The following is a 15,952-nucleotide window of genomic DNA, read 5'->3' on the forward strand; positions in this document are numbered from 1 at the left end:
CAGCGGGCGGATAATGGGTGCTGTGAGGGAAGGCGAGGCCGTGGAAGCGAATACATCCGGATCCGGGCCCGCGCGTGTGGAACTGTCCGTGGGGCAGGTGGCCGAGCGCAGCGGCGTCAGCGTATCGGCGCTGCACTTTTACGAGCGCCAGGGCCTGCTCTCCAGCCGGCGGACACAGGGTAACCAGCGGCGCTATGACCGGTCGGTGCTGCGGCGGGTGGCCGTGATCCGCGCGGCGCAGCAGGCAGGCATTCCGTTGGCCGTGATCAACCGGGCTTTCGCCGAACTGCCTCCGGACGGGGTCCCGGACCAGGCCGACTGGCAGCGGCTTTCTGCCGCCTGGCAGCAGGAACTCAATACCCGCATCCGCCACCTCCAGGCACTTCGTGACCGGCTCGGCGGCTGCATCGGCTGCGGCTGCCTCTCCCTGGCCCAGTGCCGGTTCGTGAATCCCGACGATTCGGGCACCGGCACCGGCGCCCGGGCATTCGACGTCTGAGTCCCTCCGATTTGACCTCAACTATGGTTGAGGTTTTAGCGTTGAGGGATGCCCTGGATGGGTTGGTCTGCGGAAGGACTTGAGATGACGCGGAATACGGCTCTGTGCGAGCGGAATGTAACGGATGCATTCAAGGACGCCTTTCGGGCTCATCCGGCGGGCGTGGCGATCATTACGGCCGACGGCGGCAGCGGCCCCGTGGGCCTGACCGCCTCCTCGGTTTCCTCGGTTTCGGCGGAGCCGCCGATCCTGTCCTTCTCCCTGGCCTCAACACACGGGACAGCCGGTGTAATAGCCGCGTCGGAGACCGTCGTCGTCCACCTGCTTGGCTCCGAAAATGCCGGACTCGCCGCACTTTTCGCCCGGCAGGGCGCGGACCGGTTCGGCTCGACGCGCACCCGCACGCTGCCCGGCGGCGAACCCCTCCTGGAAGAAGCCCCCGTGGCACTTCGCTGCCGGATCGACGGCAGGATCCCGGTGGGCAGCTCCATCCTGATTGCGGCCACCGTCCTGGAAATCCTCCCCGGCAGCACGGAGCAGGAACCGCTGGTCTACCACAACCGGACCTATCACCGCCTGGGCGGGCACTCCGTTCTTGGCCAGGCCGGCTCGGTTGCCCCCGGAAGCGGCCAATAGCGGATAATCGGTTCAGACCCGTACGGCGACCGTCGTCGGGAACGACCCACCGGAAGGCACGGCGATGGCAAAGAAAAAACTCAAGGACCTGAGCAGCGGACAGAAAAAGGGCCTCGGAGCCCTGACCGGACTCCAGTTCCTGCTCGCCGGAGCTGCGCTTCGGGATTTGAAGAAGCGCCCGAAGGAGCAGATCCGCGGCAGCCGCGGATGGTGGATGGCCGCGTGCGGCATCAACTTCGCCGGCCCCATCGCCTACTTCCTCTTCGGCCGGCGCTCCGCCTAGGCATGGTGCGTTCCCGCAGCACCGGAACCAAGCCGCCGGTCCTCGAGCCGGTTCGCCTGCAGGACCTGAGTGACGGTGCCGATGTTCCGGTAGGCAGTACCCAGGAAGCGGTGGCCTATACCGGAGAATCCTTCGCCGGTTTGGAACTGCGCGGGGCAGTGTTCTCCGAATGCAGCCTCACCGGGGTGTCCCTGGACAACGCCGACCTCACCGCTGCACGGTTTCTGGAATCGACCCTGGAAAACCTGTATGCCCCGGTGTTCCGGGCGGCCAGGACCACCTTCCGGGACGTGGAGATCTCCAACCCGCGCCTGGGTTCCGCTGAGCTTTACGGCGGAAGCTGGAATTCCGTCCGGGTGGAGGGCGGCAAGATCGATTTCCTCAACCTGCGCGGCTGCACGCTGACCAACGTGCTGTTCTCCAACTGCATCATCGGGGAACTGGACCTGGACGGCGCGCGGCTGAACCGGGTGGCGTTCCGCGACTGCCGGATCGACTCCCTGCTGCTGGGAAGCGGCGGTACGGCCGTGGATGCAGACCTGCGCGGATCCGCGTTCCGGAGCATCACCGGATTAGCCGGACTGAAGGGGTTCACCGTGGACGAAGAACAGCTCCTGCTGCTGGCTCCGCTGCTCGCGGCCCAGTTGGGCCTGCGCGTGGAAGCCTAGGGCTGCCCGGCGTACTGGTCCCAGGGGATGTTCCAGTCGCCGTAGCCGTCGTCGATGGAAACCGGCCCGGCTTCGGTGTTCAGCACCTGCACCACGTCCCCGGCGTCGAAGGTGTCATAGAAGTACTTGGCGCCCTCGGCGGACATCCCAACGCAGCCGTGCGAAACATTGATGCGGCCCAGGGCGCCCACGGCGCCGTCGAGGGCCTGGTGGACAAAGACACCGCTGTTGGTCAGGCGGCTGGCCCAGGAGGCGTCGAACGGCTCGTAGTAGTCCGGGTCTCCGGGCGAGAGACCGATGCTCTCTGCGCGGAAGGGCAGCTTCTCGTGCTGGCTGACGACAACCTGGTAGCCGCTGGGCGAAGGCCAGGTGGGTTCGCCGAGGGTGACGGGGAAGGTCCGGACCAGCTGCCCGTCCAGGAACACCTGCATGGTCTTGGTGTTGTTGTCCACCACGGCCAAGCGGGTGTTGTGCGTGTTGAAGGTCCGGGTTTCGTTGAAGTTGCCGATCATTCCGTTGCCGAAGTCGACGCCGAACAGCTGCATGTCCACGGTGATGGCGCTGTTGGGGGCCCAGAAGGCTTCCGGCCGGTAGCGGACCCGGTTGTCCGTGATCCAGTAAAAGGCGCCGGTCTGGCCCGAGGTGCTGGTGACCTTGATGGCCTGTTCCACCGCGTCTTTGTTGGTGACCGGTTCACTGAAGGTGATATCGATGGGCTGGCCCACGCCCACGCTGGCGGCGTTCTGCGGATACATGAATGCATTGGCTTCATTCGCCGGAAGCACGGTTTCGAAGCCCTGCTTGCGCGTGGTCTCCTTGCCGGCCGAATCCGTGAGCACCACTTCCATGCCGTACCTGGTGTTGAAAGCCAGGGGTGCATCAGCGGTCCAGACGGCACCGTCGCCGGACATCACGCCGGGCACGGGCTCACCGCCTGCTTCGGGCTTCAGGATGACCTTGTTGATCACTGCATTGGTGGCGGTGACGGAGGGAACCTCGGCGGGGTTGACGCCTACGGCGCCGTCAGCCGGCGTGGTGGTGATGGATACCGGGGCGGCCTGCACGGAGGGCGACGCCGAGGCGGAGGCGCCTGCTGAGGGGGACGAGCCGGTTTCGGAAGGGCCCAGCCGGCCGGTGGCGAAGGCTGCGCCGAGACTTCCGCCGATGACGAGCACCGCGGCAACCGCCGCGGCTATTGGCCATTTACGGCTTTTCTTGTCCTGCACAGCCAAGTCCCCTCAAGTACAAGCCGGGAGCCGTCACGACGACGGAACCGGCATAGTTGCAGCTGGGCCGGCTCGACCGGCGCGTATTGTCCTACCGATGATATTAGCTTCTTTGGATTTCCCGAACGCTGTTACCCAATTGCCGCCTAAACGGCTGTTCCGGGTGCGGCCGGTGTTGTCAGCCGCGCTGCCTGCCGCGTGATGTTCTTCGCCATGGAGGGAAAGATCAGGCCGTGGAAAGGGGCAATGAGCCACCAGTAGAGCTTGCCGCCCAGCCCCTTCGGGAAATAGATGGCCCGCTGCCGGTACAGGCTGCCGCCCTCGCCGTCCGGGTCCACACGCATCTCCAGCCAGGCCTTGCCGGGCACCCGCATCTCCGCACGCAGCCGCAGCAGGGTGCCGCGTTCCAGCAGTTCCACCCGCCACCAGTCCACCACGTCGCCGGTAAACAGTGTGGTGGGGTTCCGCCGGCCGCGGGTGAGGCCCGCCCCGCCGACGGTTTTGTCGAGGACCCCGCGGATGGCCCAGGCCATGGGAAGCGAATACCAGCCGTTCCGGCCGCCCACTCCCTCGATGACCTGCCAGACCGCGGCCGGGTCCACGGCCGCGCGGCGCTGCCGCGAGTCCACGTACACTGTCTGGCCCGCCCAGTCCGGGTCGCTGGGCAGGGGATCGGAGGCCAGATCCGACGACGCCGAGGCGTTGGCCCAGGTGGTTTCCACCTCGCCGCGTTTCTCCTTGCCCAGCGCCCGCTTCACGGCGTCGTGGTAGTCCGTGAGCCCGCCCTCGGGCTGCGGCAGGTATTGGTCAATGTCGTGTTCCTTGGCGACGGCGTCGTGCTGCAGGGATTCCACCAGCGGCAGCGCCATTGAACGCGGGATCGGGGTCACCAGGGACACCCAGTGTCCGGCCAGCCGCGGCGCCGGCAGCGGCAGGGCGTAGATGCGGCGCCGGGGCAATCCGGCTTCCTCCGCATATCCGTTCATGATTTCCGCGTAGGTCAGGACCTCCCGTGATCCGATGTCGAACGTGCGGTTCATGCCGGCGGGGATGTCTACGGCCCGCACCAGGTAGTGCAGGACGTCCCGCACCGCAATCGGTTCGATGCTTCGCCGTACCCAGCTCGGCGCCGGCATCACGGGCAGGGTTTCCGTCAGGTGCCGGATCATCTCGAAGGAGGCGGATCCGGAACCGATGACGACGCCGGCCTGGTACACAATGGCGGGCACCTCGCCTTCGAGCAGGATCCGGCCCACCTCGGTCCTGGATTTCATGTGCGGCGACAACTCGCCTTCCTCCGGGTGAAGCCCGCCGAGATACACGATCCGCTGCACGCCGGCCTCCGCGGCGGCGTCGGCCACCAAATGGGCAATCTCCGACTCCTGGCTGCCAAAACCCTTCCCGGACGCCATCGAGTGCACGAGGAAGTACAGGGTGTCGATGCCGGCGAAGGCCGCCGCGGCGGATTCCCGGTCCGATAGGTCACCCTGGACAATTTCGACCTCGGACGCCCAGGGCACATCGGAGAGCTTTTCGGGGGAGCGTGCCAGGACCCGCACCCGGTGGCCGTCTTCAAGCAGCAGCGGGACAAGCCGTCCGCCGATGTAGCCGGTGGCCCCCGTGACCAGGATGTGCTGGCTTTCTGTCATTTTCCCAACATACACACGCGCCGCCGCCGATGGTCAGGGCGGCCGGACGCTCTGGGCGAAACCCTCCGAAGACTCTTCCGGTTCGCTGCAGCGGTTACCCCGGGATTGATAAGCCCCCTGATGAAATACTGGTATTTGCCCGGTATCCCGGTAAGACTAGGGGGCATGGCGACAGGCGGAGGGAAAAACCACGAGACCGTCAGTGTGGAGGGGCACCGGCTCCGCCTGACCAACCTGGACAAGGTGCTTTACCCGGAAACGGAGACCACCAAGGCGGATGTGATTGCCTACTACGCTGCCGTGGCCGAGTACATGCTGCCGCACTCGCGCAACCGCGCGGCCACCCGCAAACGCTGGGTGCACGGAGTGGGGACGCCCGAGCACCCCGGCCAGGTGTTCTTCCAGAAGAACATCGAGGACTCCGCTCCTTCCTGGGTGAAGCGGTCCTCGATCGAGCACAAAACCTCCACCAATACCTACCCGCTGGTGAATGACCTGGCCACGCTGACCTGGCTGGCCCAGTCTGCTGCCCTCGAAATCCATGTGCCCCAGTGGCAGTTCGGGCCGCGCGGCAAGATCGGCAATGCGGACCGGATGGTGCTGGACCTGGACCCCGGAGAAGGGGCGGGGCTGGCCGAATGCGCCGAAGTGGCACGCCTGGCCCGGGCCATCCTCTCGGACATGGGCCTGGATGCCCGGCCCGTGACCAGCGGCTCCAAGGGCATCCACCTCTACGCGGCGCTGGACGGCAGCCAGAGTTCCGACGACATCAATGCGGTGGCCCACGAGCTGGCACGCGCCCTGGAGGCTGACCATCCGGACCTGGTGGTCAGCGACATGAAAAAGACACGGCGCGTGGGCAAGGTGTTGGTGGACTGGAGCCAGAACAACGGCAACAAGACCACCATCTGTCCCTACTCGCTGCGCGGACGGTTCACTCCCACGGTGGCCGCCCCGCGGACCTGGAAAGAACTCGAGGATCCGGACCTGGCCCAGCTGGATTATCTGCAGGTGATGGACCGCGTCCACCGCGGATCCGATCCCCTGGCTGGAATGGAGAGCGGTGCCTTCGAGGAGGAGTCGCTGGAGCAGGCCACGGAGGACTCCGGCGGGGCATCGGATGGGGTCCGGTCCGCGGGCGGCGGCGCGGACCGGCTGACCAAGTACCGGAGCATGCGGGACGCCGCGAAGACGCCGGAACCCGTCCCGGAGGAAGCGTCCACTCCCTCGGAGGGCAACAGCTTCGTCATCCAGGAGCACCACGCCCGCCGGCTGCACTGGGACTTCCGCCTCGAGCACGACGGCGTGCTGGTGTCCTGGGCGCTGCCGAAGGGCCCGCCGTCCACGTCCGGAAAGAACAACCTGGCCGTACAGACGGAGGATCATCCGCTGGAATACGGCAAATTCGAGGGACATATTCCCAAAGGGGAATATGGCGGCGGGGACGTCACCATCTGGGATCACGGCACATATGAACGCGAAAAATGGCGGGACGGCAAGGAAGTCATCGCGGTGCTGCACGGTCAGCCCGACGGCGGCCTGGCTCGGGAAGGGGCAGCCGACCGGCGCTACGCACTGATCCACACCGGCTCGGGGGGCGACAAGGCCAATAACAACTGGCTGATCCACCTGATGAAGAACCAGCCGAAGCCGGGCGAAAAGGGACAGCCGGAAGCTCCCGCCGCCGCTCCCGCGGACGCCCCGGAATCGCCCGCGGAGTCCGTGGCCGCTGCCGCCCGGACACGGCCGGCCACGGCCGCCGCCCCGGCAAAAACCTCGTCCGTCGACGTCGGGAAGGCGGCCCGCGACGCGGAAGACGCCTCGGTGCCCGCCGTCGAGCCGATGCTGGCGACGCTCGGCAGCCGGGCGGAGATCAACGACGACGACGAGTGGGCCTTCGAGATGAAATGGGACGGCGTGCGCGCCGTCGTCACCGTGACGCCGGCAGGCACCCGGCTGATCTCCCGCAACGGCAATGACATGACCGCCGCTTATCCGGAACTGCAGGACCTCAGTGCGCACCTCAACGGGGAGCGGGCCGTACTGGACGCCGAAATCGTCGCGCTGAACAAGGCCGGCCGGCCGGACTTCGGCCTGCTGCAGCCGCGCATGCACCTGACCAAGCCGCGGGAAATCGCCGCGGCCGCCGCACGGACGCCGGTGCACCTGATGGTCTTTGACCTGCTCTGGCTGGACGGGAACTCGCTGGCGGACCTCAGCTACGAACAGCGCCGGGAAATCCTTGAGCAGGCCGTGGAGCCCGTCCCCGACGGGCACCTCCAGGTTCCGCCTGCACTGGACATGTCCATGGACGAGGCGGTGGCAGCCAGCAAGGAACTGGGGCTGGAAGGCGTGATGGCCAAACGCCGCAGCAGCACCTATTCCCCCGGCCGTCGTTCCAAGAACTGGGTGAAGCTGAAGAACCAGCTGACCCAGGAGGTAGTGGTGGTGGGCTGGCGGCCGGGGCAGGGAAACCGGCAGAACAAGGTCGGTTCCCTCCTGGTTGCCATTCCGGACGGGGTGGACCTGAAATACATCGGACGGGTGGGGTCCGGCCTGAGCGAGAAGGACCTCGCGACCATCGGTCCGCGCCTGAAGAAAATGTCCCGGAAAACGGCGCCGCTGGACGATGTGCCTTCTGCGGATGCCTCCGACGCGCAGTGGGTGCGGCCGGCGCTGGTGGGCGAAGTGACCTTCTCCGAACGCACCGGCACCGGAAAACTGCGCCATCCCGTCTGGCGCGGCCTGCGCCCGGATAAGAAACCGTCCGACGTCGTGGTGGAGACCCTTTAGGCGCACCACGCCGATACCTGACCGGAAAGGACCCCCAAGATGACCGAGACCAATGCTGCCTCCACGGCCCGCATTCCCGGCACCGAACCGCATCCCGACAGCGCCCTGGACGGTGTGGACGCGTGGTGGCGGGCCGCGAACTATCTCTCTGCCGGCCAGATCTACCTGCGCGACAACCCGCTGCTGCGCCGACCGCTGGAAACATCGGACGTCAAGGCGCGGCTGCTGGGGCACTGGGGGACCACACCCGGACTGAACTTCATCTATGCCCACCTGAACCGGCTGATCCGCGAGCAGAAACGCAACGTCCTGTTCATTACCGGGCCCGGGCACGGCGGCCCTGCCAATGTTGCGAATGCCTGGCTGGAGGGCACCTACTCGGAGATCTACAGCCATGTGGGCCGGGACGAGGAAGGGCTGCGCACCCTGTTCCGGCAGTTCTCCTACCCCGGTGGAATCCCCAGCCATGCGGCGCCGGAGACTCCCGGGTCCATCCACGAGGGCGGTGAACTGGGCTATTCCCTGGCCCATGCCTACGGGGCGGTGTTCGACAACCCGGACCTGGTGGCCGCCACGGTGATCGGCGACGGCGAGGCCGAAACCGGTCCGCTGGCCGCCAGCTGGCATTCCAACAGCTTCCTCGACCCGGCGGTGGACGGAGCGGTGCTGCCCATCCTGCACCTGAACGGCTACAAGATCGCCAACCCCACCATCCTGTCCCGGATGCCCGAGGAACAGCTGCTGAAACTGCTTGAAGGCTATGGGTACCGCCCCTACGTGGTGACGGTGGAGGACCCCGCCGCCGTCCGACAGGCCCACGAGGACTTCGCTGCCGTCCTGGAGACCTGCCTGGCGGAAATCACCGCGATCCAGGCGCCGTACCGCACCGGCGAAAAGACCGCGGTGACCCCTGACATCCCCGGCGCCGACGCGATGGAGCAGCACGCTCCGCGCTGGCCGATGATCGTGTTCCGTTCGCCCAAGGGCTGGACCGGTCCGGCCGTCGTCGACGGCCTGCAGGTCGAGGGCACCTGGCGGGCCCACCAGGTGCCGCTGTCCGAGATCCACGACAACCCGGAGCATCTGGCCCAGCTGCAGGAATGGCTGCAGTCCTACCGGCCCGGGGAGCTGTTTGACGCCGAAGGCCGGCTTGCCGCAGGGATTGCCGCGCTGGCTCCGGAAGGGGACCTGCGGATGAGTGCGACGCCGTACGCCAACGGCGGGCGCCTGCTCCAGGACCTGCACCTGCCGGAGTACGCGGACCATGCGGTGAAGATCGATCATCCGGGCTCCGAACGGGTAAGCCCGATGTACAACCTGGGCGGCTACCTGCGCGAAGTGATCCGGAAGAACCCGTCCAACTTCCGGATCTTCGGGCCGGATGAAACCGCGTCCAACCGGCTGCAGGCCGTCTACGACGTCACGGACAAAGCCTGGCAGCAGCGCATTGACGAGCTCGACGAACACCTGGCCCGCAGCGGACGAGTCGCCGAGGTGCTCAGCGAACACCTGTGCGAAGGGTGGCTGGAGGGATACCTGCTGACCGGCCGGCACGGCGTGTTCAACTGCTACGAAGCCTTCGTGCACATTGTGGATTCCATGTTCAACCAGCACGCCAAGTGGCTGAAGGTCAGCCGCGGGCTAAGCTGGCGCCAACCGGTCGCCTCGCTCAACTACCTGCTCTCCAGCCACGTCTGGCAGCAGGACCACAACGGGTTCTCGCACCAGGACCCCGGCTTCATTGACCATGTGGTGAACAAGAAGGCAGACGTCATCCGGGTCTACCTGCCGCCGGACGCCAACACCCTGCTGGCCGTGGCCGGGAACATCCTGGACAGCAGGGACCGGGTCAACGTGGTGGTCTCCGGCAAGCAGCCGGCTCCGGTCTGGCTGGATCCGGAACAGGCGCTGCTGCATGTGGAGCGCGGCGTCGGGATCTGGGACTTTGCCGGCAGCGAGGGCGCCGGCCCGGGCACCCGGACCGATCCCGACGTCGTGATGGCCTGCGCGGGCGACGTACCCACGCTGGAAACCGTGGCTGCGGCGGCGCTGCTGAAGGACCAGCTGCCGGACCTGAGGATCCGGGTAGTCAACGTGGTGGACCTGATGGTGCTCCAGGATCCGCGCGAACATCCGAACGGGCTTCCGGACCGGGATTTCGACACCCTGTTCACGCAGGATAAACCGGTGATTTTCGCCTATCACGGCTATCCCTGGCTCATCCACCGGCTGACCTACCGGCGCACCAACCACGACAACCTGCACGTGCGCGGCTACAAGGAGGAAGGCACCACCACCACGCCGTTCGACATGGCCATGCTGAACCAGATCGACAGGTTCCAATTGGCCATCGACGTGCTGGACCGGGTAGCGTCGCTGGGATCGACGCAGGCGTCCTTCCGGCAGTATTTGCAGGACGAACGGGCACGTGCCCGGCAGTACACCCGCGACGAAGGGCAGGATCCGCCGTACATCACCGGCTGGAACCTGCAGGAAGCAGAGCAGGACACGCCCGGCTGAGCACCACCGGCCAGGCGCGGTACGCACAGGCTTCGGCGGCGCCCCTAAAGGGCAGCACGCCGTGGAAAAGTACGATCCATCCATCGAAGGAGAGTTCATTGACCACTGATCAGACGAGCGTTGTAGTTTCCCGGGTCATCGATGCCTCGGCCGCGGACATCTTCAATCTGTTGTCCAACCCCGAGCGCCACCACGAGCTGGACGGCTCCGGCATGGTGGTTTCGGACGAGAAGACCGACCGCATTACGGCTTCCGGCCAGGTCTTCACCATGAACATGCACAACGAAAAAATGGGCGACTACCAGACGGAAAACCACGTCACCGGGTACGACCACAACAAGCTGCTGGCTTGGCAGACCGCTCCGGCCGGCACCGAACCCAAGGGCTGGCAGTGGGTCTGGGAACTCCAGGCCGACGGCGCCGACTCCACCGAGGTCACCCTGACCTATGACTGGTCCCATGTCACGGACAAGGAGACCCTGAAGAAGGTCTCCTTCCCGATGGTGTCCAAGGACGACCTCGAGGAATCCCTGAACAAGCTCGCCGCAGCGGTCTCCGGCGCCTAGGGTTTTTCAGGACGCACGACGGCGGCCGGTGTCTTCCTTCGGGAAGGCGCCGGCCGCCGTCGTTGTAGGGTGGCGCAATGATTCGAGAAGGCACACCGCTGGACATCCTCGAACTTGCCCGGCTCCGGGCGGCCTGGGTGGCCGAGGCCGGCGGGGACGGCCGGGCTGATGCGGGCTTTGTTGACGAGTTCAGCTCCTGGCTCGCGGCCAACCCGCGTACCTTTTTCGTCGCTGCATCGGATGCCGGCGATGCCCTGATCGGCATGCTGAACCTGTCGATCTTCGAGCGGATGCCGAAGCCGGGCAAACCGGCGTCGGTCTGGGTTTATCTGGCCAACGCCTATGTGCTGCCCGCCCACCGGAACGCCGGGGTGGGCAGCTCCCTGGTGTCCGCGGCGGTCGACTATGCGCGTTGTCTCGGGGCGGCACGGATTGTCACCTCTCCGGCTGGGGAGTCCAAGGACTTCTACGCCCGGCACGGTTTCGAGACGGCCGAGGAACTGGCCGTTTACCGGTTCTGACCCGCGGCAAGGACAGGCCAAACAACGACGGCGGCCGGCACCTTCCGTAGGGAAGGTGCCGGCCGCCGTCGTACTGCGTGCGGAGGTTAGACCGCGGACCAGCCGCCGTCGGAGGGCAGGATGGCGCCGTTGATGTTCACGCCGTCATCGCTGAGCAGGAACGTGATGGACGCAGCGAGGTCCTCCGCCGAGGCCAGGCCCGGAATGTTGACGCGTGCCGGGGACAGGCGCGCCTCGCCGTACTCGCTGGTCTTGCCGCCCATCGGAATGCCGGTGGCTACGCCGCCCGGAGCAACGGCGTTCACGCGTATGCCTTCACGGGCATACATAAACGCGGTGCTGCGGGTGATGCCTACGACGGCGTGCTTGGAGGCGGTGTACGCCACGCCCGAAGCGGAGCCGCGCAGGCCGGCTTCGGAGGTGATGTTCACAATCGAGCCCTTGCGGGCTTCGAGCATGGTCGGCAGCACGGCGCGGGTCAGGCGCATCAGGCCCTCCACGTTGACGGCGAAGATCTTCTGCCACATGGCATCGGAGACCTCGTGCAGCGGGGAGAAGTCGTCATTGATGCCGGCCACGTTGGCCAGGCCGTCAATCCTGGTGCCGGAAGCGGCCATGATGCGGTCGATGGCGGCGGCATCGGTCAGGTCGCCTGCAACCGGAACAATGGCCTCGCCCAGTTCTCCGGCGAGTTCCTTGATCTTCGCCTCGGCGATGTCGACGGCAATCACGCGGCCGCCTTCGCGGGCAATGCGGGCGGCGGTGGCGCGGCCGATGCCGGAGCCGGCGCCGGTGACGATGATGGTGCGGCCTTCGAATCGGCCTTCAACGGTCGGCAGGACGGTTTCGGCGATCTCGGGCATCACGCCGCCGTTGGCCTGCTTCACGAGTTCATCCACGGCAGCCTGCGGGAACTTGCCCTGGCTGAGGTCAACCAGCTGCTGCAGCTTCATGGTCAGGGCGGGGCCGAGGGTCTTCTCGTCGCTTCCGGCCTGCGCGAGCATGCCGCGGATGGCGGGACCGCCGGCGGGGTGGTCGAGCCACTGCTGGACGGTGTTCTGGGCGGTGATGGGCGAATTGGCCACGAACCGGTCCTTTCGATCGGAGGAGCGGCCGTAATCTGCGGCCGCCGGTATCGGCAGCTCGCCACGATGGTTACACGTGTAAGTTGCCTGTATCGTCAGACTACCGGAGAAATCTCCGGAGGATAAGGGGCTGATTTCCGCGGTGTTGCCGGCGGGTCGGTGAAGCCGAGACGAAAGAGGGACGGGATGAACCGCAGGGTCACGTCCAACGACGTTGCGCAGGCGGCCGGCGTTTCCCGTGCCACCGTCAGTTACGTGCTCAACGGCCGTGCCGGGCAGAGCATCTCCTCCGGGACAAGGGAACGCGTGCTGGCCGCAGCCCGGGACCTGGGCTACGCGCCGTCGACCGCCGCCCGCACCCTGCGCCGCGGCCGCAGCGACCTGGTGCTGATGCTGCTGCCGCCCGAGCCGCTGGGCCGCGCCCTGGCCATCCTGATCGATGCCGCCTCCGAGGAAGTGGAACGGCAGGGGCTGCGCCTGGTGGCCCACCGGCTGCCGGCACAGGGCGGAGCGCCGTCCCTGGTGCAGTCGCTGGCTCCGGCAGCGCTGATCCTCACCACCCCGCTCCCGGAGCCGGAACTGGCAGCCCTGGCGGCCATCGGCATCCGGGTGGCCTCCCTGCACCAGGCGCTGGAAGACCCGCTGGGACCGGACCTCGGCATCGGGGCATGCCAGGTGCAGCATCTGGCCGCGGCCGGACACAGGCGGATCGGTGTGGCGGTGCCCCCGGAGTCCGGTTATGCCTGGCGGGTGGACGTCCGGCTGGCGGCCATTGCGGACGCCTGCCGCCGGCTTGAGCTTCCCCCGCCCGCCGTCGCCCGTCTGGCCCTGGACGCCGGGGAGGCGGCGGGCGTCGTCGACCGTTGGCGGGCAGGACCGGAGCCGGTGACCGCGGCCTGCGCGTTCGACGACGAGCACGCCTTCGCCCTGCTGGCCGGGCTGGCCGCGCACGGCCTGAGCGCACCGAAGGATTTGGCGGTGATCGGCGCCGAGGACATTCCGCTGGCGTCGCTGGCAGTGCCGCCGTTGACCACCGTGTCGGTCGATGCCCGGTCCTTGGGGGAGCGGTTTGCGCGGATGGCGGTGGCCTCCCTGGATGCGGCACAGGAGCTGCGGGGAAGCGGAGCAGACGGTTCCGGGCAGCCGGCGGAAGCTGACCTGCCGCCGGTGCGGCTGGTGCGGCGCGTGTCGGCCTGAGCCTGAGGCGGTTCGGAGGTCAGCCGTGCGGCCAGTCAGCGACCGCCTGCTCAATGGCCCGCCGCTTGGCTGCCGAGACCCGTTCCACCAGGTCGATGACCGGTTCCGGGGTGGCCCGGGATATGCGGGGCAGCCGCCAAGTGCCCACCGCCACGCCGTCGTCGAGCACCGCAGGACGGAAGACCCCGTTGCCGCCCGGGACAATTGCCGCCAGCATCGCCGGGCTGGCAAACAGGGAACGGTCCGCGTAACCGAGGATCCACTCATCGAACGCCGGCACCAGTGACACGCCGGAAGGTTCCGGAATCTCCGGCTCACCGATGATCCACGCCGGCCGGCCGTCCACTTCCACCTGGACCAGGTCCGCCACTCCGGCTGCAGCCTTACGCACCATGGTTTTGGGCAGCTTGGTCCACCACGCCGCATCGTTCTCCGTGACCGGACCCCGGGCGAGCACGAAGCCGCGGACCACCGCGGACAGGTCGCCGTCGTTCGGCGCGCCGGGGTCGACGGCGCGCGGTGCCGTGAGGGTGAGGAGCTGCTCGGTGCCGGTCTCGAAAAACCGTCCCCAGTGCGCCAGGCCTTCCACGCAAAGGTGCATCAGCAGGTGGTAGCCGCGGCCGTCGGAGGTGTCGATCCCGGCTGCTTCCCAAAGTTCCAGCGCTTCGGAGCGTCGCAGCGGCCGATCGTCCAGGGCTTCGCGCAGGGTGTCCCGGCCCCGGGCCAGTACCGTCTCCTCAAGCCCCAGCTCGGCCCGGCGCCGGGCAGCCATGCTGCGGATCCGTTCCGCGGTGAAGGACAGCAGTGTCGCCAGATGCTCCGGCGTGGTGGCGAACAGGGTGCCGCGCATCGGCCAGCCGCGCACCAATTCGCCGCGGTCGAACGCGTTCCGGACGTCCTGGACAGTGGTTCCGGGGCGGGAGCGGACGGCAATGGCCCGCAGCACCGCGGGCAGGTCCTGGCCCTGCAGCGCGACGGCCCGCCGCACGACGTCGGCCGGGGACAGGTCCGAACCGCCCAGCAGCTGCGAGGAGCGCCGGATCCGCCGTGCATCCTGCCCGGAAAGAGAAGTGACCACGAGGCAAAGCTATGTGGCGCAGCGCTGCCGGGGCAAGGTTCCAGGGGGCAGGCTACTGCCCCTGTTCCGCCTCCCGCGCCCGGTAAAGCTGCATCAACCGGTAGCGGCGGCCCAGGGACTCCCGGCGGGGTTTGACCGGTGCGTCCTCCGGTTCGGCCGTGAGGTCGATGTGTTCCTTGCCGAAACGCCAGAGCAGCAGGTCATCGAGCAGCCGGTCCGGTCCGGGGGAGTAGCGGTGGTCCAGGGCCGCGCGGACCTTGGTGATGGCGTCTGCCTGCAGCAGTCCGGCCAGGTCCATGGTGGTCTTCATGCCGTGCGCAGCCAGCATTTCCGCGGCCCAGCCCCAGTCGTCACCGGACTTGCGGTTGACGTGCGGGAGCAGGGTCATCCAGATGTCCCGGATCCGGTTCGGAGTCAGCGGCGCACTGCCCTGGCCCTCCTCGTCCCAGAAGCCGGTGACGGTTTCGTAGCGTTCGTGCAGCTCGGCGAAGGCGGTTTCCACCGTCTCCAGCATGGCAGCGGTTGCCGTGAACTGCCGGTCGAAATACGGGCTCCAGGCCCGCGGATCGCCGGCCTTGAACCGGATGTCGTGCTCTATCTCGGACCAGGCATGGGCCAGCACGGTACGGATCTGCACTTCGAACAGGTAGCTGCCGTTGGGCCGCTGGTCCGGTTCCAGCAGCTTGTGGTACTTCCGCACCGTCTCATTCTGGATGGTCCGCAGGATCAGGTGCCGGCTGGAGTAGCCGTACGTACCGGATTCGATGGAGCCAATGTCCTTCTCGCGGTCGCCGCGGCAGTCGAACTCCGCCCGCTGCCGCTTGATCAGGTTGGCCGCTTCATCCACTTCGTGCGGCAGCGTCATGATGATGCGCAGGCCCACGAGGTCGGTGAGGTTGCGCAGCGGATCCGGGAACAGCAGGGAAGGCAGTTCGCCGGGGTGCTCCGGGGGCAGCATCCGGGAAGCCTTGTCCCGGAAGGACTCAACGGTCTTGGTGCGCGAGGCTACGAACAGCGGCTTTACCGGGCTGTCGGCAAAGACAGCCCGAAGATTCGCTTCCATCTCCGCGGTGACCGCTTCCAATCCGGGCCGGACCCGGGCGTACTCATCGGTACTGGCCTGGACTATGGGCCGCAGCCGCTCATCCAGTGTGTCCCACGCGCTCAAAGCTGTTTCCCTTTCCCCTGCCTGCCCCCAGCCTATGGCACGGTGTTTCTCCGACACCGGCGA

14 protein-coding genes are annotated in these 15,952 nt (G+C 67.2%); 9 read left to right on the top strand and 5 right to left on the bottom strand.

Features of this window, described 5'->3' with window-relative positions:
- Positions 1 to 40: 40 nt before the first annotated feature.
- The 4 genes from soxR to N2L00_RS00235 all read left to right on the top strand — a co-directional run bounded on the left by soxR (position 41) and on the right by N2L00_RS00235 (position 2,086).
- Positions 41 to 499 (top strand): redox-sensitive transcriptional activator SoxR, encoded by a 459-nt coding sequence (gene soxR / locus N2L00_RS00220; protein WP_255862201.1) that lies wholly within the window; start codon positions 41 to 43, stop codon positions 497 to 499.
- A gap of 84 nt (positions 500 to 583) precedes the next feature.
- Entirely contained in the window at positions 584 to 1,135 is a 552-nt protein-coding gene (locus tag N2L00_RS00225) for a flavin reductase family protein (RefSeq protein ID WP_255862200.1), read from the top strand.
- A gap of 64 nt (positions 1,136 to 1,199) precedes the next feature.
- Positions 1,200 to 1,418, top strand: a complete 219-nt coding sequence (locus N2L00_RS00230) for a PLDc N-terminal domain-containing protein (protein ID WP_255765547.1) — start codon at positions 1,200 to 1,202, stop codon at positions 1,416 to 1,418.
- 2 nt (positions 1,419 to 1,420) lie between these two features.
- Positions 1,421 to 2,086 carry a pentapeptide repeat-containing protein gene (locus tag N2L00_RS00235; protein ID WP_374676593.1) on the top strand — a complete coding sequence of 222 codons (666 nt, stop codon included), beginning with the start codon at positions 1,421 to 1,423 and terminating at the stop codon, positions 2,084 to 2,086.
- On the opposite strand, the gene N2L00_RS00240 is transcribed toward N2L00_RS00235, so the two are convergent.
- Positions 2,083 to 3,312 carry an Ig-like domain-containing protein gene (locus N2L00_RS00240; RefSeq protein ID WP_255862198.1) on the bottom strand — a complete coding sequence of 410 codons (1,230 nt, stop codon included), beginning with the start codon at positions 3,310 to 3,312 and terminating at the stop codon, positions 2,083 to 2,085. The two genes, N2L00_RS00235 and N2L00_RS00240, sit on opposite strands and share 4 nt — an antisense overlap.
- Positions 3,313 to 3,458: 146 nt before the next feature.
- Complete coding sequence (locus N2L00_RS00245) at positions 3,459 to 4,961, bottom strand: SDR family oxidoreductase (protein WP_255862197.1); 1,503 nt, start codon at positions 4,959 to 4,961, stop codon at positions 3,459 to 3,461.
- 165 nt (positions 4,962 to 5,126) lie between these two features.
- Between N2L00_RS00245 and N2L00_RS00250 the strand changes: the two genes are divergently transcribed.
- From N2L00_RS00250 to N2L00_RS00265, 4 genes are all read left to right on the top strand, one after another.
- Positions 5,127 to 7,754 (top strand): ATP-dependent DNA ligase, encoded by a 2,628-nt coding sequence (locus tag N2L00_RS00250; RefSeq protein ID WP_255862196.1) that lies wholly within the window; start codon positions 5,127 to 5,129, stop codon positions 7,752 to 7,754.
- A 39-nt stretch (positions 7,755 to 7,793) separates the two neighbouring features.
- The gene (locus N2L00_RS00255; protein ID WP_255862195.1) at positions 7,794 to 10,274 is read left to right on the top strand and encodes a phosphoketolase; all 2,481 of its coding nucleotides are present in this window, start codon (positions 7,794 to 7,796) and stop codon (positions 10,272 to 10,274) included.
- A gap of 98 nt (positions 10,275 to 10,372) precedes the next feature.
- The gene (locus N2L00_RS00260; protein WP_255765553.1) at positions 10,373 to 10,840 is read left to right on the top strand and encodes an SRPBCC family protein; all 468 of its coding nucleotides are present in this window, start codon (positions 10,373 to 10,375) and stop codon (positions 10,838 to 10,840) included.
- 77 nt (positions 10,841 to 10,917) lie between these two features.
- The gene (locus N2L00_RS00265; RefSeq protein ID WP_255765554.1) at positions 10,918 to 11,361 is read left to right on the top strand and encodes a GNAT family N-acetyltransferase; all 444 of its coding nucleotides are present in this window, start codon (positions 10,918 to 10,920) and stop codon (positions 11,359 to 11,361) included.
- A gap of 86 nt (positions 11,362 to 11,447) precedes the next feature.
- Here the strand turns inward: N2L00_RS00265 and N2L00_RS00270 are convergent, their stop codons facing one another.
- The gene (locus tag N2L00_RS00270; RefSeq protein ID WP_255862194.1) at positions 11,448 to 12,446 is read right to left on the bottom strand and encodes an SDR family NAD(P)-dependent oxidoreductase; all 999 of its coding nucleotides are present in this window, start codon (positions 12,444 to 12,446) and stop codon (positions 11,448 to 11,450) included.
- Between the two features lie 186 nt (positions 12,447 to 12,632).
- On the opposite strand from N2L00_RS00270, the gene N2L00_RS00275 reads away from it, so the two are divergent.
- Positions 12,633 to 13,643 (top strand): LacI family DNA-binding transcriptional regulator, encoded by a 1,011-nt coding sequence (locus tag N2L00_RS00275; RefSeq protein WP_255862193.1) that lies wholly within the window; start codon positions 12,633 to 12,635, stop codon positions 13,641 to 13,643.
- 19 nt (positions 13,644 to 13,662) lie between these two features.
- On the opposite strand, the gene N2L00_RS00280 is transcribed toward N2L00_RS00275, so the two are convergent.
- Both N2L00_RS00280 and N2L00_RS00285 read right to left on the bottom strand, forming a co-directional pair.
- On the bottom strand, positions 13,663 to 14,721 hold the full coding sequence (locus N2L00_RS00280) for a winged helix DNA-binding domain-containing protein (RefSeq protein WP_255862192.1): 1,059 nt from the start codon (positions 14,719 to 14,721) through the stop codon (positions 13,663 to 13,665).
- A gap of 52 nt (positions 14,722 to 14,773) precedes the next feature.
- Positions 14,774 to 15,889: a GTP pyrophosphokinase family protein gene (locus N2L00_RS00285; protein ID WP_255765558.1), complete on the bottom strand. Its 1,116-nt coding sequence runs from the start codon at positions 15,887 to 15,889 to the stop codon at positions 14,774 to 14,776.
- Between the last annotated feature and the right edge of the window lie 63 nt (positions 15,890 to 15,952).

The sequence above is a fragment of the Arthrobacter sp. zg-Y1171 genome (genome assembly GCF_025244845.1).
Taxonomy (GTDB): domain Bacteria; phylum Actinomycetota; class Actinomycetes; order Actinomycetales; family Micrococcaceae; genus Arthrobacter_B.